20 protein-coding genes are annotated in these 15,498 nt (G+C 40.3%); 15 read left to right on the forward strand and 5 right to left on the reverse strand.

Going from position 1 to position 15,498, the window contains the following annotated elements; genetic code table 11:
• Positions 1-2 precede the first annotated feature (2 nt).
• From IEV27_RS11075 to IEV27_RS11090, 4 genes are read left to right on the forward strand one after another with little or no spacing between them, the layout of a single operon-like run.
• Entirely contained in the window at positions 3-1,778 is a 1,776-nt protein-coding gene (locus tag IEV27_RS11075) for an SLC13 family permease (protein WP_188377519.1), read from the forward strand.
• A gap of 9 nt (positions 1,779-1,787) precedes the next feature.
• Positions 1,788-2,387, forward strand: a complete 600-nt coding sequence (gene cysC / locus IEV27_RS11080) for an adenylyl-sulfate kinase (RefSeq protein WP_188377596.1) — start codon at positions 1,788-1,790, stop codon at positions 2,385-2,387.
• 54 nt (positions 2,388-2,441) lie between these two features.
• Entirely contained in the window at positions 2,442-3,230 is a 789-nt protein-coding gene (gene cysQ / locus IEV27_RS11085; RefSeq protein ID WP_188377520.1) for a 3'(2'),5'-bisphosphate nucleotidase CysQ, read from the forward strand.
• Positions 3,231-3,232: 2 nt separating this feature from the next.
• The gene (locus tag IEV27_RS11090; protein ID WP_245345372.1) at positions 3,233-4,375 is read left to right on the forward strand and encodes a DegT/DnrJ/EryC1/StrS family aminotransferase; all 1,143 of its coding nucleotides are present in this window, start codon (positions 3,233-3,235) and stop codon (positions 4,373-4,375) included.
• Between the two features lie 496 nt (positions 4,376-4,871).
• On the opposite strand, the gene IEV27_RS20090 is transcribed toward IEV27_RS11090, so the two are convergent.
• The 3 genes from IEV27_RS20090 to IEV27_RS19975 all read right to left on the reverse strand — a co-directional run bounded on the left by IEV27_RS20090 (position 4,872) and on the right by IEV27_RS19975 (position 6,363).
• Positions 4,872-4,994 (reverse strand): poly-gamma-glutamate hydrolase family protein, encoded by a 123-nt coding sequence (locus IEV27_RS20090; protein WP_188377521.1) that lies wholly within the window; start codon positions 4,992-4,994, stop codon positions 4,872-4,874.
• Between the two features lie 517 nt (positions 4,995-5,511).
• Positions 5,512-5,667, reverse strand: a complete 156-nt coding sequence (locus tag IEV27_RS20095) for a Spo0E family sporulation regulatory protein-aspartic acid phosphatase (RefSeq protein WP_188377522.1) — start codon at positions 5,665-5,667, stop codon at positions 5,512-5,514.
• A gap of 495 nt (positions 5,668-6,162) precedes the next feature.
• Positions 6,163-6,363 carry an aspartyl-phosphate phosphatase Spo0E family protein gene (locus IEV27_RS19975; RefSeq protein WP_268235658.1) on the reverse strand — a complete coding sequence of 67 codons (201 nt, stop codon included), beginning with the start codon at positions 6,361-6,363 and terminating at the stop codon, positions 6,163-6,165.
• A gap of 680 nt (positions 6,364-7,043) precedes the next feature.
• Between IEV27_RS19975 and IEV27_RS11110 the strand changes: the two genes are divergently transcribed.
• The 4 genes from IEV27_RS11110 to IEV27_RS11125 all read left to right on the forward strand — a co-directional run bounded on the left by IEV27_RS11110 (position 7,044) and on the right by IEV27_RS11125 (position 9,352).
• Entirely contained in the window at positions 7,044-7,682 is a 639-nt protein-coding gene (locus IEV27_RS11110) for a cell wall hydrolase (protein ID WP_229735148.1), read from the forward strand.
• Between the two features lie 19 nt (positions 7,683-7,701).
• Positions 7,702-7,857, forward strand: coding sequence for an aspartyl-phosphate phosphatase Spo0E family protein (locus IEV27_RS11115; RefSeq protein WP_229735150.1), 156 nt, complete (start codon positions 7,702-7,704; stop codon positions 7,855-7,857).
• A gap of 24 nt (positions 7,858-7,881) precedes the next feature.
• On the forward strand, positions 7,882-8,610 hold the full coding sequence (locus IEV27_RS11120) for a poly-gamma-glutamate hydrolase family protein (protein ID WP_188377525.1): 729 nt from the start codon (positions 7,882-7,884) through the stop codon (positions 8,608-8,610).
• A 181-nt stretch (positions 8,611-8,791) separates the two neighbouring features.
• Entirely contained in the window at positions 8,792-9,352 is a 561-nt protein-coding gene (locus tag IEV27_RS11125; protein WP_188377526.1) for a DUF7713 domain-containing protein, read from the forward strand.
• Between the two features lie 60 nt (positions 9,353-9,412).
• On the opposite strand, the gene IEV27_RS11130 is transcribed toward IEV27_RS11125, so the two are convergent.
• Positions 9,413-9,649: a hypothetical protein gene (locus IEV27_RS11130; protein WP_188377527.1), complete on the reverse strand. Its 237-nt coding sequence runs from the start codon at positions 9,647-9,649 to the stop codon at positions 9,413-9,415.
• A 356-nt stretch (positions 9,650-10,005) separates the two neighbouring features.
• Complete coding sequence (locus IEV27_RS11135; RefSeq protein WP_188377528.1) at positions 10,006-10,269, reverse strand: helix-turn-helix domain-containing protein; 264 nt, start codon at positions 10,267-10,269, stop codon at positions 10,006-10,008.
• Positions 10,270-10,753: 484 nt separating this feature from the next.
• On the opposite strand from IEV27_RS11135, the gene IEV27_RS11140 reads away from it, so the two are divergent.
• The 7 genes from IEV27_RS11140 to IEV27_RS19855 all read left to right on the forward strand — a co-directional run bounded on the left by IEV27_RS11140 (position 10,754) and on the right by IEV27_RS19855 (position 15,344).
• On the forward strand, positions 10,754-11,479 hold the full coding sequence (locus tag IEV27_RS11140; RefSeq protein ID WP_188377529.1) for a DnaD domain protein: 726 nt from the start codon (positions 10,754-10,756) through the stop codon (positions 11,477-11,479).
• The gene (locus tag IEV27_RS11145; RefSeq protein WP_188377530.1) at positions 11,476-11,802 is read left to right on the forward strand and encodes a replicative helicase loader/inhibitor; all 327 of its coding nucleotides are present in this window, start codon (positions 11,476-11,478) and stop codon (positions 11,800-11,802) included. The genes IEV27_RS11140 and IEV27_RS11145 overlap by 4 nt, the downstream gene beginning before the upstream one ends.
• Positions 11,799-13,085 (forward strand): replicative DNA helicase, encoded by a 1,287-nt coding sequence (gene dnaB / locus IEV27_RS11150; protein ID WP_188377531.1) that lies wholly within the window; start codon positions 11,799-11,801, stop codon positions 13,083-13,085. Before IEV27_RS11145 ends, dnaB begins: the two co-directional genes overlap by 4 nt.
• 423 nt (positions 13,086-13,508) lie before the next feature.
• Positions 13,509-14,039 (forward strand): DUF6773 family protein, encoded by a 531-nt coding sequence (locus IEV27_RS11155; protein ID WP_188377532.1) that lies wholly within the window; start codon positions 13,509-13,511, stop codon positions 14,037-14,039.
• A 4-nt stretch (positions 14,040-14,043) separates the two neighbouring features.
• Positions 14,044-14,253 (forward strand): helix-turn-helix transcriptional regulator, encoded by a 210-nt coding sequence (locus IEV27_RS11160; protein WP_188377533.1) that lies wholly within the window; start codon positions 14,044-14,046, stop codon positions 14,251-14,253.
• 228 nt (positions 14,254-14,481) lie between these two features.
• On the forward strand, positions 14,482-14,859 hold the full coding sequence (locus IEV27_RS19850) for a MurR/RpiR family transcriptional regulator (protein ID WP_229735152.1): 378 nt from the start codon (positions 14,482-14,484) through the stop codon (positions 14,857-14,859).
• Positions 14,832-15,344, forward strand: a complete 513-nt coding sequence (locus IEV27_RS19855; protein ID WP_229735161.1) for a MurR/RpiR family transcriptional regulator — start codon at positions 14,832-14,834, stop codon at positions 15,342-15,344. The genes IEV27_RS19850 and IEV27_RS19855 overlap by 28 nt, the downstream gene beginning before the upstream one ends.
• Positions 15,345-15,498: the final 154 nt, after the last annotated feature.

Genomic DNA, 15,498 nt, shown 5'->3' on the forward strand with positions numbered 1-15,498 from the left:
GCATGACCTACGAAATGATCATAGTGATCATCGCTTTACTGCTTATGTTGGTCGGGCTTTTCTTTGAGGTAGCCCGGCCTGATTTATTAGTATTTTCTACACTTTTTTTATTCATTTTGCTAGGTTTTATTGAAACAGATGAAGCACTCGTCGGTTTTTCTAACCAAGGGATGCTGACGGTTGCATTACTGTTCATTGTAGCGGGCGTGTTTGAAAGAAGTGGCTTAGTAGAGAGGTTAATTTCTTCTTTTCTTGCAAGAGCAAAGTCCCATAAAGGGGCTTTATCAAGATTGATTGTCCCTGTTTCAGGCTTTTCGGCATTCTTAAATAACACACCAATTGTAGTAACTTTAACACCTATTATGAGGAAATGGGCTTCAGAGAACGACGTCGCTCCTTCTAAATATCTTTTACCGTTGTCGTACGCATCAATTCTTGGAGGCACGATTACGTTGATGGGGACCTCTACGAATCTAGTGATCCATGGTCTTATGCTGGATTTTGGAATGGACGGCTTTTTATTTTTTCAATTAGCTGTTGTAGGCATACCTATTACTATTATTGGCTTACTTTACTTGATTTTTATTGGCCCAAAAGTTTTACCTAATCATCGAAGTTTAATTGACAAGGTGAGCGAGAGCACTAAAGATTATTTGAGTGAAATGGTCGTTACAGGTGATTTTCCTTATTTAAATAGAACAGTAGGGGAAGCAGACTTGCGCAATCTAAAAGGTTTATACCTTATAGAAATTATACGTAGTTCAGGTAAGATCTCCCCTGTAACAAGAAAAACAAAGATTCAGGTAGGGGATCGATTAATATTTACTGGAATGATCTCAACAATTGCCGATTTGCAAAAACGTAAAGGATTGCAATTAGATACAGGTACAGATTTATCCCTAGACGATTTGAAAAATGGCAGCAACAAGCTTCAAGAAATCGTAGTATCCCATCAATCATCATTACTGGGGCGCTCCATTAAACAAAGCCGATTTCGAAAAAGGTATGATGCTGCTGTGATGGCTGTCCATCGTAACGATGAGAGAGTGGAAGGGAAAATAGGGGACATTGTTCCAAAAGCAGGAGATTTAATGCTCGTCGTTACTGGTGAAGAGTTCGAAGAGAAATCTCAAGAGCAAAAAGATTTTTACGTTATCTCTCCCGTACAACATCAGAAATTTTATGAAAACGAATCAAAGGGCTGGTTTGCTCTTATTTTGTTAATGAGTATGATCGCTTTAGTGACATTCCAAGTACTTTCGATTTTTAAAGCTATGGTCATCACGGCTGGAATCATGCTATTAACAAAAATGATAACTCCTAAGCAGGCTAAACAATCTGTTCAGTTTCAAGTATTACTCTTAATTGCCAGTGCATTAGGAATAGGAAATGTAATCATACAAACCGGTACGGCTAAGTGGATTGCAACACAGTTAGTTAATGGATTGGCTCCTCTCGGGGTTATTACTATTCTAATCGTTATTTATTGTTTAACGAATCTATTTACTGAGTTTATTACGAACAATGCAGCTGCTGTCATCATGTTTCCCATCGCATACGAGGTAGCCATAGATTCAGGAATCGATCCCATGGGCATAGCGATTTTAGTAGCTATTGCTGCATCAGCTAGCTTCTTATCGCCAATAGGATATCAAACAAATCTCATTGTTTATGGTCCTGGGGGGTATCGATTTAAAGATTATATAAAAGTTGGATTACCTTTAACCCTACTTGTCATGGTCACTTCAGTATTTATCATTTATTATCAATTTGTATAGGAGGAAATAATTATGAGTGCATCAAATTTAACGTGGCACGATTCAAAAGTAACAAAACAAGATCGTCAGAAGCAGAAAAATCACCAAAGCCCTGTCCTATGGTTTACCGGACTGTCAGGTTCAGGGAAGTCTACTCTATCTGTGGAAGTGGAAAAAGCTTTATTTGAATTAGGTATTCACTCTTACCGTCTGGATGGAGACAATGTAAGACAGGGGTTAAATAAAAATTTAGGATTTAGTGCTGAAGATCGGACCGAAAACATCCGTCGTATTGGTGAAGTAGCTAAACTAATGAACGATGCAGGTGTACTTACTCTTACTGCTTTTATTTCTCCCTATCAAGAAGACCGCGACCAAGCACGTGAACTTTTTGAAGACGGAGAATTCATCGAAGTTTACACAAAATGTTCCTTAGAAGAAGCAGAAAACCGTGATCCTAAAGGGTTATATAAGAAGGCTCGTGCTGGAGAAATTAAAGGTTTCACAGGTATTGATGATCCATATGAAGAACCTGCGCAGGCCGAAATTGTTGTGGAAACAGATAAGTTAACTCTAGAGGAGTCTGTCGATAGAGTCGTATCTTACTTGAAAGATAACCAATACATTTAACGATAATAGTCGTCAGCTTTCTGTGAGCTGGCGATTTTTACTAGGAGGAATAACATGCAGCCAATTATTCAAGCAGCTATCGAAGCAGGAAAAGAAATTATGAAAATTTACGAAACAGATTTTGAAGTCGAGTATAAGGAAGATGAATCCCCGTTAACCATTGCGGATCAACGATCTCATGAAGTAATTAAGAAATCACTCGAAGACCATTATCCTGGTATTCCGATTTTAAGTGAAGAAGGTAAACATTTATCCTATGCAGAGCGAAAGCAATGGAAAGAGTTCTGGTTAGTGGATCCGATTGATGGTACGAAAGAGTTTATTAAGAAGAACGGTGAATTTACAGTCAATATTGCCCTAATTAGAGATGGAAAGCCTATAAAAGGAGTAGTCTACGCTCCGGCACTTGATAATTTGTATGTTGCTGAAGAAGGTAAAGGCGCATATAAAGTTTCTTCAGTACTCACTAATTCCACTGATGATTATTCATTAAATGCAGAATTATTACCTATAGAACCACCTAATACCAAAGTTGCTAAAGTAGTGGCAAGTCGATCTCATATGTCTGAAGAGACAAAAGCGTTTATAGAAAACTTAGAGAATAAGTATGAGAAAGTTGAAACAATTTCAGCAGGAAGTTCATTAAAACTTTGTCTAGTGGCAGAAGGAAAGGCTGATTTTTATCCTCGTTATGCTCCTACTATGGAGTGGGATACTGGGGCAGGCCAAGCGATCGTTGAACTGTCTGGAGGAAAGGTAGATATAGCAAATGACGATACACCTTTAGTTTATAATAAAGAAAACCTAAGAAATCCTTGGTTTTTAGCAAGAAGGGCTGAATAATAATGAAGCGTATATATTTATCCTCACCACATATGAGTGGAAATGAACAAAAATACATACAAGAAGCATTTGATTTAAACTGGATTGCTCCACTTGGCAATAATGTAAACGGGTTGGAAAAAGATTTAGCAGAATATAATTCTATTGAGGACGCTGCAGTAGTAAACTCAGGTACTGCAGCTATCCATTTAGCATTAAGGTTATTGAATGTTAGGGAAAAAGATACTGTATTTTGCTCCTCACTAACATTTGTTGCTAGTGCAAACCCAATTTTATACCAAGGTGCAAATCCTGTATTCATCGATTCAGAACTGGATACTTGGAATATGTCGCCTCAGGCCCTTAAAACTGCGCTTACTGAAGCTGAAGAAGAAGGCAACCTACCAAAGGCAGTCATAATTGTAAATTTATATGGCCAGAGTGCAAAAATAGATGAACTTGTATCCATTTGTAACAGCTATGATGTTCCTGTAATAGAAGATGCAGCAGAATCATTAGGAAGTTCATACAAAGGTAAGAAAAGTGGAACATTCGGACGATTTGGAGTGTTTTCTTTTAATGGAAATAAAATCATTACTACTTCAGGGGGAGGGGCCCTTGTCTCTAATGATGAAGAAGCGTTAAAAGATGCTAGGTTCTTAGCCACACAGGCGAGAGATCAAGCAGTTCATTATCAACATTCTGAGAGTGGATATAATTACCGTATGAGTAATATAGTGGCTGGTATTGGACGTGGCCAGATGGAAGTACTAGATGAGAGAGTTTCCCAGCGTCGTTCGATATTTGCAAGGTATTATGAGGCTTTTAATGATGTACCTGGTATGAATTTTCAACCTGAGTTAGAGGGCTCCATATCAAATCGGTGGTTAACTGCACTAACTATTGATCCACAAATTACAGGAGTATCACGCCATCAAATCGTAGAAAAATTAAATGAAAATAATATAGAAGCGCGTCCTGTATGGAAACCTATGCATCTTCAACCTCTATTCGAGGGAGTGAAATATTATTCTCATGAGGAAGAGAATAGTGTCTCGGATTATTTGTTTGAATATGGTCTTTGCTTACCAAGTGGATCTAACATGAGTGTAGAGGATCAAGAAAGAGTAATTGAACATATCAAGATGTTACTACCGAGATCTTAATGCTCGATAAATTAATTTTAAACAAATTAGGCATGAAACTCCTGTGATGTGGAATTTCATGCCTCCTCCCCATAACATTATACTCATTGTTGAACCCTCATCGTTCAATAGAAGGTAAATAGAAAATGGTAGAAGATTGACAAAAAGAATTTAAATGTACTTCAATTACACCCTTTAAGTGCTTTTGTCATGCCATCTTTTGCTCCACCTCTTTCACTTAATATTCTCCCAATTATTCGTGATCCTCTTGTCCTACTCTACGTCCTGAAAAGTCCACTTGTGCTTCAGCTGGAGAGTGATGTAGTTTTACACTGTTCTTATCTTTACTATATCCGAGTTAACTTTGCTCCTCATACGATTTGAACTCTTCCGTCTTCTGTCTTAGTTTTATTGATATAATTTCAGGGGTGGTCGCCGTCATGGTGTTCAGTAATCTGAGACATCGAAACCATTTTCTTCTGCTCTTTATCCGATCAACTCCTCTTAGTTTTCGGTTCTACTCCGAATGCATGTGAAAGGCTATGTGATACTTAATGTTTGAGATCATCTGTAATGCTTGAGGCTTATCGAAACGAGTAGAACTTATATGTAAGTTGCTGAAAATTATGTGACTATCCATTTTGAAACAGTAGGGTTGCCAGTACTAAAGCTAACACTCTTACTGTTAGTTTCATGAATATAAAAGAGCCTTGTTTAAACAGTTTAGGCAAATATGATCCTCTTTTGTAATGGAGAATTTTAAAAATTGACCGCTACCTATTTAAGATAGGATAGAGCCGGTAGAAATTCGCCTTTATAGACGGTCCCAATAAATTTTCCCTTCCTCCAAAAACTGTTTCCTAGCTTTTTCCCGTTTCCTTTTTTTTAATACACGGCAAGAATGACAATTCAAATAATCCTGCCCTTTTCCTAAAAAGTGATGATACGCTTTCTTCTTCTTACATTTAGCGCATACCCGATCACTTAAGTTATAATTCTCTCTCTTCATAATATCCCTTCTTTTAAAATGGAGTTTTAAATTTTCTAACCTAAGAATGATTTACTGCAGAATATGTTTGTTGCAGTTCATTATAATTGACAAATAATCTATTTTTCGAAATTTGTTAATACATTTAACGGTCCTGTTAGTAGACAAGCTACTTGTCCAAACGTCTTAGTTCTTTAAGTAATTTATCTAATTGTCTAGAGATGTTAAGGAGTTCGTCATAATTTTGCTTAGTATGATAAGCTCGAAACATTTTTTTACGTACACCCTTTATCTTTTTTTCTAGCTCAGTCTTTTCTCTGCTCAATCCTTCCTTACTCCTTTCAAGAAAGAATTAATAACATATCAATATGGTACCTTATTTATTAAAAGCAAAACATGTTGAGTATTATTTGGAGTAAATACAGGATGGTTTAAATTGGCTTAATTAAAGGAGTTTTTAAGGGAAAACATACACGCTTTACCTGATGAGAAGTCTAAGAGAGTAGATTTTTTAGTGTCTTTATAATCATTTTTTCAGCTTGGATTCAAAAGAAGTGGTCAAAAAAATAGAATAGTAAAATGAAGAAACTTAACTAGGGGGAAGTTGAGGAAAGGGATTGTAAAAGAGCTTTAGGTACTTTTTACAAACATAATAAAAAGAGAAACAACAAATGAAAAGCCCAATACTCTTTCATAAAAGTATTGGGCCAACATACAAAAATAACCCATCACGAAAGACTAAAGTAGGTTGCCGAAAACCTTTTACATCTTCGTGTTATTTGAGAAGTAAGAATGACAGAATAATAACCTTGAATGGTTATTATTTAGGTTTTTTCTCATTTCTCATTGATCGTTCCAACTCATTTAAAAGCTTATCCAGCGATTGGGAAATAGCAAGTAATTGCGGGTCATTCGGGTTATTTTCATACGTTTTATACATTTTTGTTCTGAGTGCTTCTATCTTTTCTTGTAAATCCTTGATACTCGACAGTTCTATACTCCCTCTCCACTTAAATTGCATCCGTAAGGTATAAGTGGAGAAGTTCACTGATTAATACAACTTCAGACTAAACCATAGTTATCCTCTAGCTAGTAAATTGGTTTGCTTCCCTTGATGCTTCTTATTCAGTAATAACCTCAGTCCACTTTAGTATTCTAAACAAACAGATACTTTACTTAGATCCTTACAAGGTTAAATGCTGAATCGTCTTATAATAAGGGAACTCTAATAACAAGAAGATATCTCAATTTTGGTTTCAGTCCTACTCTTTTCCGCAATTGCTATTCCCATTCTGTTAATACCCCACCAATTTAACAACGAACCCTTTTTATGTAAACTGTCTAGCAAGATGGATCGTTCAAGTTAGTTCTCCTGGCTTTTAGATCCTTCTAAATAGTAAGCTTAGATTGTGCAGGGAAGACGGGTCATTCTATAAGACTTGGATGGTTTATTCTAAAAAGAACGTGTGTACAGGCAGGGAACTCCTTGCCTGTTTTTTAACTCCTGAATCCACTGTCATGACTTTTGTCACCAATAAATGAAAAATTGGATGAAACAAAATTCCATTTATTGTGAAGATTTAGCCTTATTCTCCTGTTCCTAGCCTCACGCGTTTGAGCGAGTTTTAATAGGGAAAGCGTCTTGTAGGTTTTTGTCAAATTGTTTTAATTCTTACAGAAATGTGTAGAAGAGGTGAGTCTTTGAAGAAACGCAGGATATTCTTAGCCATTTTTATTATTTTACTATTGGGCATCGGGGTTTTTCCGATAGCATCCTCCGCCCAATCCGACATCTTGTCGAATGGGGATCAGGGCGCTGGGGTTACAGATTTGCAAGAAAAGCTTCATTTACTCGGCTATTTGGATCCGGCACCCACCGGGTATTACGGCTCGTTAACAGAGGCGGCGGTTCAGCAGCTTCAGCAGGATTTTGACCTTCCTGTAGACGGTGTACTCGGTCCTCAAACGTCTTATCGGCTGATCGAGATCGAAAAGGTTGCCCGTGTCGTTCATGGAGAGGCCCGCGGGGAGCCATATGAAGGACAGGTTGCGGTAGCCTCCGTCATTAAAAATCGTGTCTATTCTTCAGAGTTTCCTTCATCCATTGAGGAAGTGATTTATCAGAAGAATGGATTTACCCCTGTGGCTGACGGACAGTACTGGTTAAACCCCGGCAGCTACGCGTACCGCGCGGTGAAAGACGCATGGAGGGGCTGGGACCCAAGTGACGGCTCTACATACTTTTACAACCCTCACACCGCTACCTCTGATTGGATTTTTGCCCATACACGCTCTCACAGGCAAATCGGTGGCCATCTCTTTGCTACCGTCGCGGAATAACTCAAAGGGTAGGAAACGTATGGTCCAAATGTCCATTATAGTGAACTTTGTAGGGGAGGCGCGTAAGGAAGACCTGTCCACGGTTTATCATACCAGTCAAGACTACGAAGAGATGGTTAAGCTGGTGCAGGAGCTGGACGAGCTGCTCAATCAGCTGCGGCAAATGGCAGACTAACGTGAAAGAAAGAGGGATGATAGGATGAGAAAAATTAGTTGGGGCACCATTGCCATGTTTGCTTCGGTTCTATTGCTTTTCTTCATCGGAACCGGGAAGATCAGTAAAGCCGAAGACTGTGGGAGCGACCGATTCTGTTCGTTTGAGGAGCTAAATGAGGTGTACGAAGAAGGGGAAGACTGGGAGATCGAGAAAAGAACGGACGGCGATCAGCGCTGGCTGGTGAGTGCCATTCATGGTGGCGGTATTGAAGAAACCACCTCTACGATAGGAAGGGCCATTGCGGGGTCCTCTTATCCGTTCTATGCCTTTAAAGGCAAGTTGTCATCGGGGAATTTTAGCAATCTTCATATTACGTCCACCCGGTTCGATGAGCCGCAAGCATTGGAAATGGTCGGAAATGCCGAGCATCATATTGCGCTTCACGGGGCCGCTGGAACGGAGCCAAAGACGTTGCTCGGCGGTAGAAACTCAGAGCTGAAGGCCATCGTGAAAAAGCATTTAGAGGCCAGAGGCTTTACGGTCTCAGCTGCACCGGACCGGATCGATGGGGATCATCCAGACAATTATACGAATCGCACGAAGTCCGGCCAGGGAGTGCAGGTTGAGATTACGAGAGCCCAGCGAAAAGCCTTTTATCAAAACGGAGATATCAGCTTTTCCTCCCGAAATGACCCTTCCAATCAGACCGAAGCGTTTACCACTTACGTACAGGCCATACAGTCTGCCATGCAGGAATATGAAGGAATATAAAAAGACGCTGTGCCATTTCTGGTGCAGCGTCTTTACTGATGTTCGTACGGTTTCACTTTCACGGTCACTACACACGTTTTCTTGTACATCTACTTCTGCACAATTTGGGGTCCCCTGGTGCGCTATTCAGCTTTATAACTGGTATAGTAGAAGTAGAAAGTCTATAGAAAGCAGGGGAAGCATGGAGAAATGCAATCAATGTAACGAGCATGAGGCCAGCATCGTACTTACGACTAATAGTGCGAAAGAATATTTTTGTCGAAGCTGTTACAATCATAGAATGGCAGACGAGCTTGGCATAGAGTATAAAGAACAAATCAATTCCTTTTCGGTAATGGATCACAGCGGAGAGAAGCGGCACTTTGAGGTGGAGGAACATCTTCATCCAGAGGGGTTTTACATAGAAGCAAGAGAGAGTCAGCAGGATGGCTATCTTTTTGCTGTGGATGGGGAGCTTCATGAAAAAATTGAACGTTTAATAGCGAAGCTGAAGAACAAAGTGAAACGAGGAGTTTCTCAGTCATTCATTCAAGTGAGTTCTTTTCCGAATGGTGAGATTGTCCACAGATTAAAACGTGATCAGCTGCTTGGGCGGATTGAATATGATGAGGAACATACCGGTCCGAAGGTTATTGTAGATGGGCGTCGTTATTCTTGGGAAGAATTGGGTAGAATGCTGTTAACGTATGAAGGGTTTCAGATTAAAATAGAGACAACAGACCCTACAGGTGAGATAGAATAATACAGTAAAAAAAGAGGCATGAAGCTCCCGCAAAGGATAGTTTCATGCCTCTTTTCTGCTTTAGTTTAAATGGTACTCGGCAAAACTCTCAATCAATTCTGCATTAAAATATTGATCGTAGGTTCCCTGAATAATGTTCAACCAGTCGTTTAAAAGAAAATTTCTCATGTCTTCATCAGGGATCTCCAGGATTTCATTCGTGTAATAAAGAAAGGTGAAGTGGCACTTTCTGTCGAGGATATGGATCCCCCGCATACCATCTTCATCAAGTTGTGTAAATAGAACCGAATATCTCATTGAATAAACGCCTCCGAATAATTTTTTTATTGAGTTTTTTGTAGATTGAATTTTGAGTAATAAGGCTGGGCAGTATGTTATGGAAATGGATGAAATAGGGTGGTATTGCGATTTGAAGTGAGTGTATAGATCATAGGAGTGAGTATTACGTAAGGAGATTTCATACTTATAGTTAGGGATTCAACTGCAGAGGTTATGCTATTTGAAGTGTTTGCGTGGGGAAGTAGAACGTTCAAAGAGTGCTGGTGCCTGGAGATGCGAGGATAAATTTAAGAAATAGAAACAGCTCAGGATGACTACTCCTCTATTATGCCTCCTTTTCTATCTAATGTCAGTCCGTTTGTTTCACGCGGTTTCTATTTCTTATGATTTTTCGAATAGGTTTCCCAATTAGCGATTGTCGACTGGAGCTGTGAGTGACTGATATTAAGTCCTTTCGCCAAATCAGTTATCATATTAAACCCCGGGGCTCTGATTCCTCTTTCCAATGCACTGATGTAGGTGGGATCTACTCCGGCTCGACCGGCCAATTCCTCTTGAGTGATCCCTGCTTCTTTACGAAGTGCTGCCAAATGTTTGCCGAATTGATTCCTTGCGTATAATCTATATTCTTCACTCATACTTAAATTTTCATATGCAATGAGAAATTAGTACACGGACTGAAAGTCGTATTTTTACATATAAAGGAAATTAGTGAACTTTTTTTTGTGTGAAATAAGATTTTCTTGAAAGTCAGAAGAAGGAAGCTGAAGGAAAGTTGTGTTTTACAGATAATTAAGGAGGCAAAATCCAGTGGTGTTTATCATTCTTTTAGTTGGCATATTTTGTTTCATTTAAATAAAGCCGCCCCGCCGCCCGTTTATAAAATAGTTTATGTATCGTGAATGGAGTATTTGTTCAATTAATGACGGATTGATTGTTATCCTTTTTTACCTTAATTGCTTTAAGTCCTTTATTTATCAAGGCTAGGAATGTTACATAATTTATTCTTTTAAAAATTTTTTATAAAAAAATAAAAAAACGTGACACCAAATATATTCCTTCTATCGATTATAGATATGAGGGAGTTTTTTTGTGCCCTACAAACAAAAGGAGGCGTTTCTTATGAATTATTTGAAGGAGATTAACGCGTTTTTTGATGAGAAGGATTTGAATTCTCTTTCGGCTTCAGCGTCATTGCTGTGGTATGTACTCATGCAGTTCAACAACAAGACGGGGTGGAAGGAAGAGTTTACCGTGCCTACGTCGTCGGTTTTAGTGAAGTTGGGATTGGGTGAGAATGCGTTTCTTCGTGCGCGCAAGGAATTAGAAACGAAAGGCTATATTACGTTTAAAGCGGGAACGAAGCATCAGGCTCCAACGTACCGCATGATTTCTCAGGTGAAAGCATCCGCCATGGATGAGTGGGGGGACATCCAGGGGGATGAGCCGGGGGTTGAGGAGAAGGTTGAACAGGGGGTTAAGCAGGGGGCATTATTTAAAAGAAAAGAAGAGAGAAAAAAAGAAAGAGTAGGTGGCGCGCGTATGCAGCCGCATACCTTTTACGAACAAAACATCGGCATGCTGACACCATTTATGGCGGAGAAGCTGACGGATTGGTGTGATCGGCTCACTAATGAGCTCGTGATGGAGGCGATGAAAATTGCAGTGAGGCACAATAAGCTGTTTTTCCATTACTGTGAAGGGATTTTAAAGCGTTGGGAGAAAGCGGGTGTGCAGTCGATCGTTGATGTGAGGCGGAATGAGAAGCAGCCGGCTGACAACAAGGAAGAGCGTCAGTCTGAGGCAAAGCGTCTGATTGAAGAGTACAGAAAGGAGCGATACGCATGAAGTATGATGAAGCGGTAGAAGTGTTAGAGACGATGGAGGAATTGTTTAACGGGAAGTTTAAGATTACGAAGAGAAAGCTGGATGTATTTGTTCCAGAGCTTGAGAGGATGGCGTTCATTCCAGTGATGGAGAAGCTGTTTGATTATGCTGTCGTTCATCCTTTTCCCCCGACGCTTTCGGATATTGCGGTTTATGAACCGAAGCCGAATGACCACTTAGAGAAAATGCGGCAGTGGGACGAAGAAGCAGCGAAAGTACCGGAGGAAACGAAGCGGTTGTTTGAAGAGAAGTTTAATGAACTGTTAAGGAAGGTGTCGAAATGATTGCGAATAAAGAAGCTGAACAGTCCGTCATTGGAACGATTTTATTAGAAGGGGATCTTATTAAGGATGTTACGCTGCGGGGAGATCATTTTACCGATGCGCGGCACCGATTAATTTATGAAACGATGCGGAAGATTGATGAAGCGGGAGAATCTGTCAATCTCGTGACGGTGACGACTGAGCTGAATAAACGAATCAACCAGGTCGGAGGCGTCAGCTACTTAAGCGCCCTCGCCCAGTCGATTCCAACAACGGCGAACGTAAAGCAGCATCAGCGTCTCGTGATGGAAGCGTACCGTAACCGCAAGACGAAGGAAGAAGCAGGCCGCTACATAAGCGATCCGAACGGAGAATCGCTCGATACACTCATGAACCGCTTAGAAGCCTACCGCAGCGAAAGCCTCGTAGAAGAAGAGGCGACGACGTATGACACACTTGTCGAAATCGCAAACGACATGATCACACCACCCGCAGAAGGGATGACCGGATTTGCGACCGGCTACAAAGAAGTCGACGATATGACCGGCGGCAGCCAGCGCGGCGACCTCATCATCCTGGCGGGCCGTCCGTCTATGGGAAAAACGGCCTTCGCCTTAAACCTCGCTGCCCACCACTGCCAACAGCAAGGAAGCGTCCACCTCTTCAGTTTAGAAATGGGACGAAAATCTCTTTTGCAGCGCATGCTTTCCGCTCAAGGTGACATCAACGGACAAAAATGGCGCTCGATGAACTTTTCCTCTACCGATTACGAGAACTGTCTCACCGCCATGGGGAAAGTCGCCAGCTGGCAGCTCCACATCCACGAGCATCAGCAGACCGTCGAAGGCATCCGCGCATGCGTACGCGAATCGATCAGAAAGACAGAAGAAACAAAGCCCATGATCATCATCGACTACCTCCAGCTCATGTCCCCATCCGGCCGCTACGAGCGCCGCGACTTGGAAATCGGCGCCATCACCCGCCAGCTGAAGCTGCTGGCCCGTGAACGCAACGTGCCAGTGATCCTCTTATCCCAGCTCTCCCGCGGTGTCGAGCAGCGCAAGGACAAGCGCCCGGTGATGGCGGATCTTCGAGAGTCCGGCAACATCGAACAGGACGCGGATGTCATAGGATTTTTGTACCGTGAAGATTACTACAATCGTCATAGTGAAGAGAAGGATGAAGTGGAGTTTTCGATCAGCAAGCAGCGGAATGGTCCGGTTGGAAATGTACGGCTGCAGTTTAGGAAGGAGTATGGGAAGTTTGTGGAGCTTCCTATTGAAGAGGGTGAGCTGATTGGATGAGAAGGGGAAGATGGTGGATCCGCAAGTGAGTGATTTTGTCAGAGGGTGCTTGTACGCCTGCCTTATGTCTGTTCCGCTTTGGGGGATCATTATTTGGCTCATGAGTTTGGTGTTTTATATATAATTCATTAGGAGAAGATGTTCATATTTTTGCAGGAAGGTTCATAAAACTCTTGAAATGTGCGTATTTTATTGTGAAATGTTCATAAATCTCGTCAAATGTGCATATATCGCTCACAATGTTCATAAAAACAAGCGCACACTCCATTCAGAAGAGCCTCTATCGATGGCTCTTCTTTTATTGTTTTCAATAATTATATATGACTAAATGACAAATATATATTGCAAAAAGACGTTAATATTATATAATGGAATAAGAAGGAAAGTCGATTTCCCTTTACTAACATAAAAAGGAGGATATGTATGAAATTATCTTTTACTAAAAAGAAGCCGCAGGATGAACGCGTTACCACTTTACAAAACAAGATCTACCGCGAGCTCTATTACGTCATTGTGCTGATTTGCGCAGGATCGCTTGTCTATAAATCCATTCAAGGGGGAGCTATTATAGACCATATTTGGCTCGAAATGCTGATCTTAATTGGAGGCGGAATCTACTATCTTGCCCGGGCTTCGCACTTAGGCATTTTTACAGACGAAGTGGAAATGCACGATCGATCGAGCAAAATCAAGCTGAACACGAAGAACTTCATCACCAGTTTATTAGTCGGAGCAGGAATCTCGTTATTTTTTGCTGTGAATAATTCACTGAAGTATGGAGAAACCACACAGGAAACCATTTTCTACTTTTTCCTCATATTGATTACCAGTCTTATAATTTACAGCCCTGTCTTATTCGGCCTATTCGTGGTACCCTCTCTCATAGCCAAGCATAAAAGCGATCGCATGAATGAACGAGAATTAGAAGACATAGACGACGAAGATAAGCGGTGATTCTATGAAAAATAAGAAACTGAAAATGGCGCGGGTGGAGCACGATCTCTCCCAGCAAGAGCTGGCTAAAAAGGTAGGGGTATCAAGGCAGACGATAGGATTGATTGAACTTGGTAAATACAATCCAACGCTGCAGTTATGTTTGTCGATTTGCTGGGCACTGGATAAAACGTTAGATGAATTATTTTGGCAGGAGAAACAGGAAGAGGAGTGAAAGTTACTCTCTTCCTGTTTTCTTGCATGTAAAATTTAGTCACCTGCTACTGCTAGTAAGGCGAAATACGATCGCGAGCCTGATTGACATACCCATGTATCTTGATGAAGAAAATTTCCAAAATCCTGTATGAATTTATACTCAAAAGTAGTAGTAAACATTGCTCCAGGGTATCTAATATATTAAAATAAGACTCATTACTCGATTATATATACTAGGAGGATGTACATGGACGATTTAACCGTAAACACCAACCCAGGCTTTTCTACAAGAATCAAGGCAGCATATGTAAAATTACGGGGGTCAGAACGCAAAATAGTAGAGTTTATTGAAAAACACCAAGATGAAATTATTCATCTTTCCATTACCGAAGTAGCTGAACGAAGTGAAACAAGCGAGTCTTCGGTTGTTCGGTTATGCAAGAGGCTTGGTTATAAAGGTTTTCAGGATTTGAAGATTCATTTAGCGAGAGAAGTCATTCAGCCTCAGAAGCAAATACACGAAGTTATCGAAAAAGAGGACGACGTTACTACGGTTAAGAAGAAAATTTTCCAATCGAATATTCAGGCTTTATATGAATGGAAGTGTGTGATAATGACGAGCTGAATAAGGCCGTAGAGGTAATTGCAGAGGCAAGTTTTATCGAATTCTATGGGTCTGGCGGATCAGGGACGGTTGCATTAGATGCTCATCATAAGTTATTAAAACTGGGTATTAAATCTTTTGCTTATAACGATTCCACTCTACAGGCAATGTCGGCCAGTGTTTTAAGCGAGAAAGATGTAGTGATCGGAATATCACATACAGGGGCAACTAAAGAGGTCTTAAATGCTCTAAAATTAGCGAAAGATGCAGGAGCGACAGTGATTTGTATTACGAACTCCTCTAAGTCTCCCATTACAAAAATTTCTGATATTGTTTTGCAAACAGCTTCAAAAGAGACGCTTTTCCGTACAGACGCTATCTCTTCTAGAATTGCTCAATTAACCATTATTGATATATTAGTAGCTTCCATTGCGAACCAAAAGTATGATTATTACTTAAACAATTTACAGAAAACGAGAAAATCCACGATAGGTAAGAAATTGTAAAAAAACAAATCATGAAAATTATATTCATTTTTTTTAAAAATATATTGAAGGAAATTACCACCATATGATAAGATACTTTTAACGCATCAATTATTTGAAAATTTCAAAAATCAGGTGCGCTTTTTTAAAAACTATTTTGAAAGCGTTACCAAGG

Origin of the sequence: Halobacillus andaensis, assembly GCF_014636475.1 — a bacterium.
GTDB classification, from domain to species: domain Bacteria; phylum Bacillota; class Bacilli; order Bacillales; family Halobacillaceae; genus Halobacillus_A; species Halobacillus_A andaensis.

Bases quoted from the DNA above. Each gene is read 5' to 3' on its own strand.
- IEV27_RS11075 (WP_188377519.1), top strand. From the start codon at position 3: ATGACCTACGAAATGATCATAGTGATCATCGCTTTACTGCTTATGTTG.
- cysQ (WP_188377520.1), top strand. From the start codon at position 2,442: ATGCAGCCAATTATTCAAGCAGCTATCGAAGCAGGAAAAGAAATTATG.
- IEV27_RS11090 (WP_245345372.1), top strand. From the start codon at position 3,233: ATGAAGCGTATATATTTATCCTCACCACATATGAGTGGAAATGAACAA.
- IEV27_RS20090 (WP_188377521.1), bottom strand. From the start codon at position 4,994: ATGGATAGTCACATAATTTTCAGCAACTTACATATAAGTTCTACTCGT.
- IEV27_RS19975 (WP_268235658.1), bottom strand. From the start codon at position 6,363: ATGCAATTTAAGTGGAGAGGGAGTATAGAACTGTCGAGTATCAAGGAT.
- IEV27_RS11115 (WP_229735150.1), top strand. From the start codon at position 7,702: ATGGTCCAAATGTCCATTATAGTGAACTTTGTAGGGGAGGCGCGTAAG.
- IEV27_RS11120 (WP_188377525.1), top strand. From the start codon at position 7,882: ATGAGAAAAATTAGTTGGGGCACCATTGCCATGTTTGCTTCGGTTCTA.
- IEV27_RS11125 (WP_188377526.1), top strand. From the start codon at position 8,792: ATGGAGAAATGCAATCAATGTAACGAGCATGAGGCCAGCATCGTACTT.
- IEV27_RS11130 (WP_188377527.1), bottom strand. From the start codon at position 9,649: ATGAGATATTCGGTTCTATTTACACAACTTGATGAAGATGGTATGCGG.
- IEV27_RS11135 (WP_188377528.1), bottom strand. From the start codon at position 10,269: ATGAGTGAAGAATATAGATTATACGCAAGGAATCAATTCGGCAAACAT.
- IEV27_RS11140 (WP_188377529.1), top strand. From the start codon at position 10,754: ATGAATTATTTGAAGGAGATTAACGCGTTTTTTGATGAGAAGGATTTG.
- IEV27_RS11145 (WP_188377530.1), top strand. From the start codon at position 11,476: ATGAAGTATGATGAAGCGGTAGAAGTGTTAGAGACGATGGAGGAATTG.
- dnaB (WP_188377531.1), top strand. From the start codon at position 11,799: ATGATTGCGAATAAAGAAGCTGAACAGTCCGTCATTGGAACGATTTTA.
- IEV27_RS11155 (WP_188377532.1), top strand. From the start codon at position 13,509: ATGAAATTATCTTTTACTAAAAAGAAGCCGCAGGATGAACGCGTTACC.
- IEV27_RS11160 (WP_188377533.1), top strand. From the start codon at position 14,044: ATGAAAAATAAGAAACTGAAAATGGCGCGGGTGGAGCACGATCTCTCC.
- IEV27_RS19850 (WP_229735152.1), top strand. From the start codon at position 14,482: ATGGACGATTTAACCGTAAACACCAACCCAGGCTTTTCTACAAGAATC.
- IEV27_RS19855 (WP_229735161.1), top strand. From the start codon at position 14,832: ATGGAAGTGTGTGATAATGACGAGCTGAATAAGGCCGTAGAGGTAATT.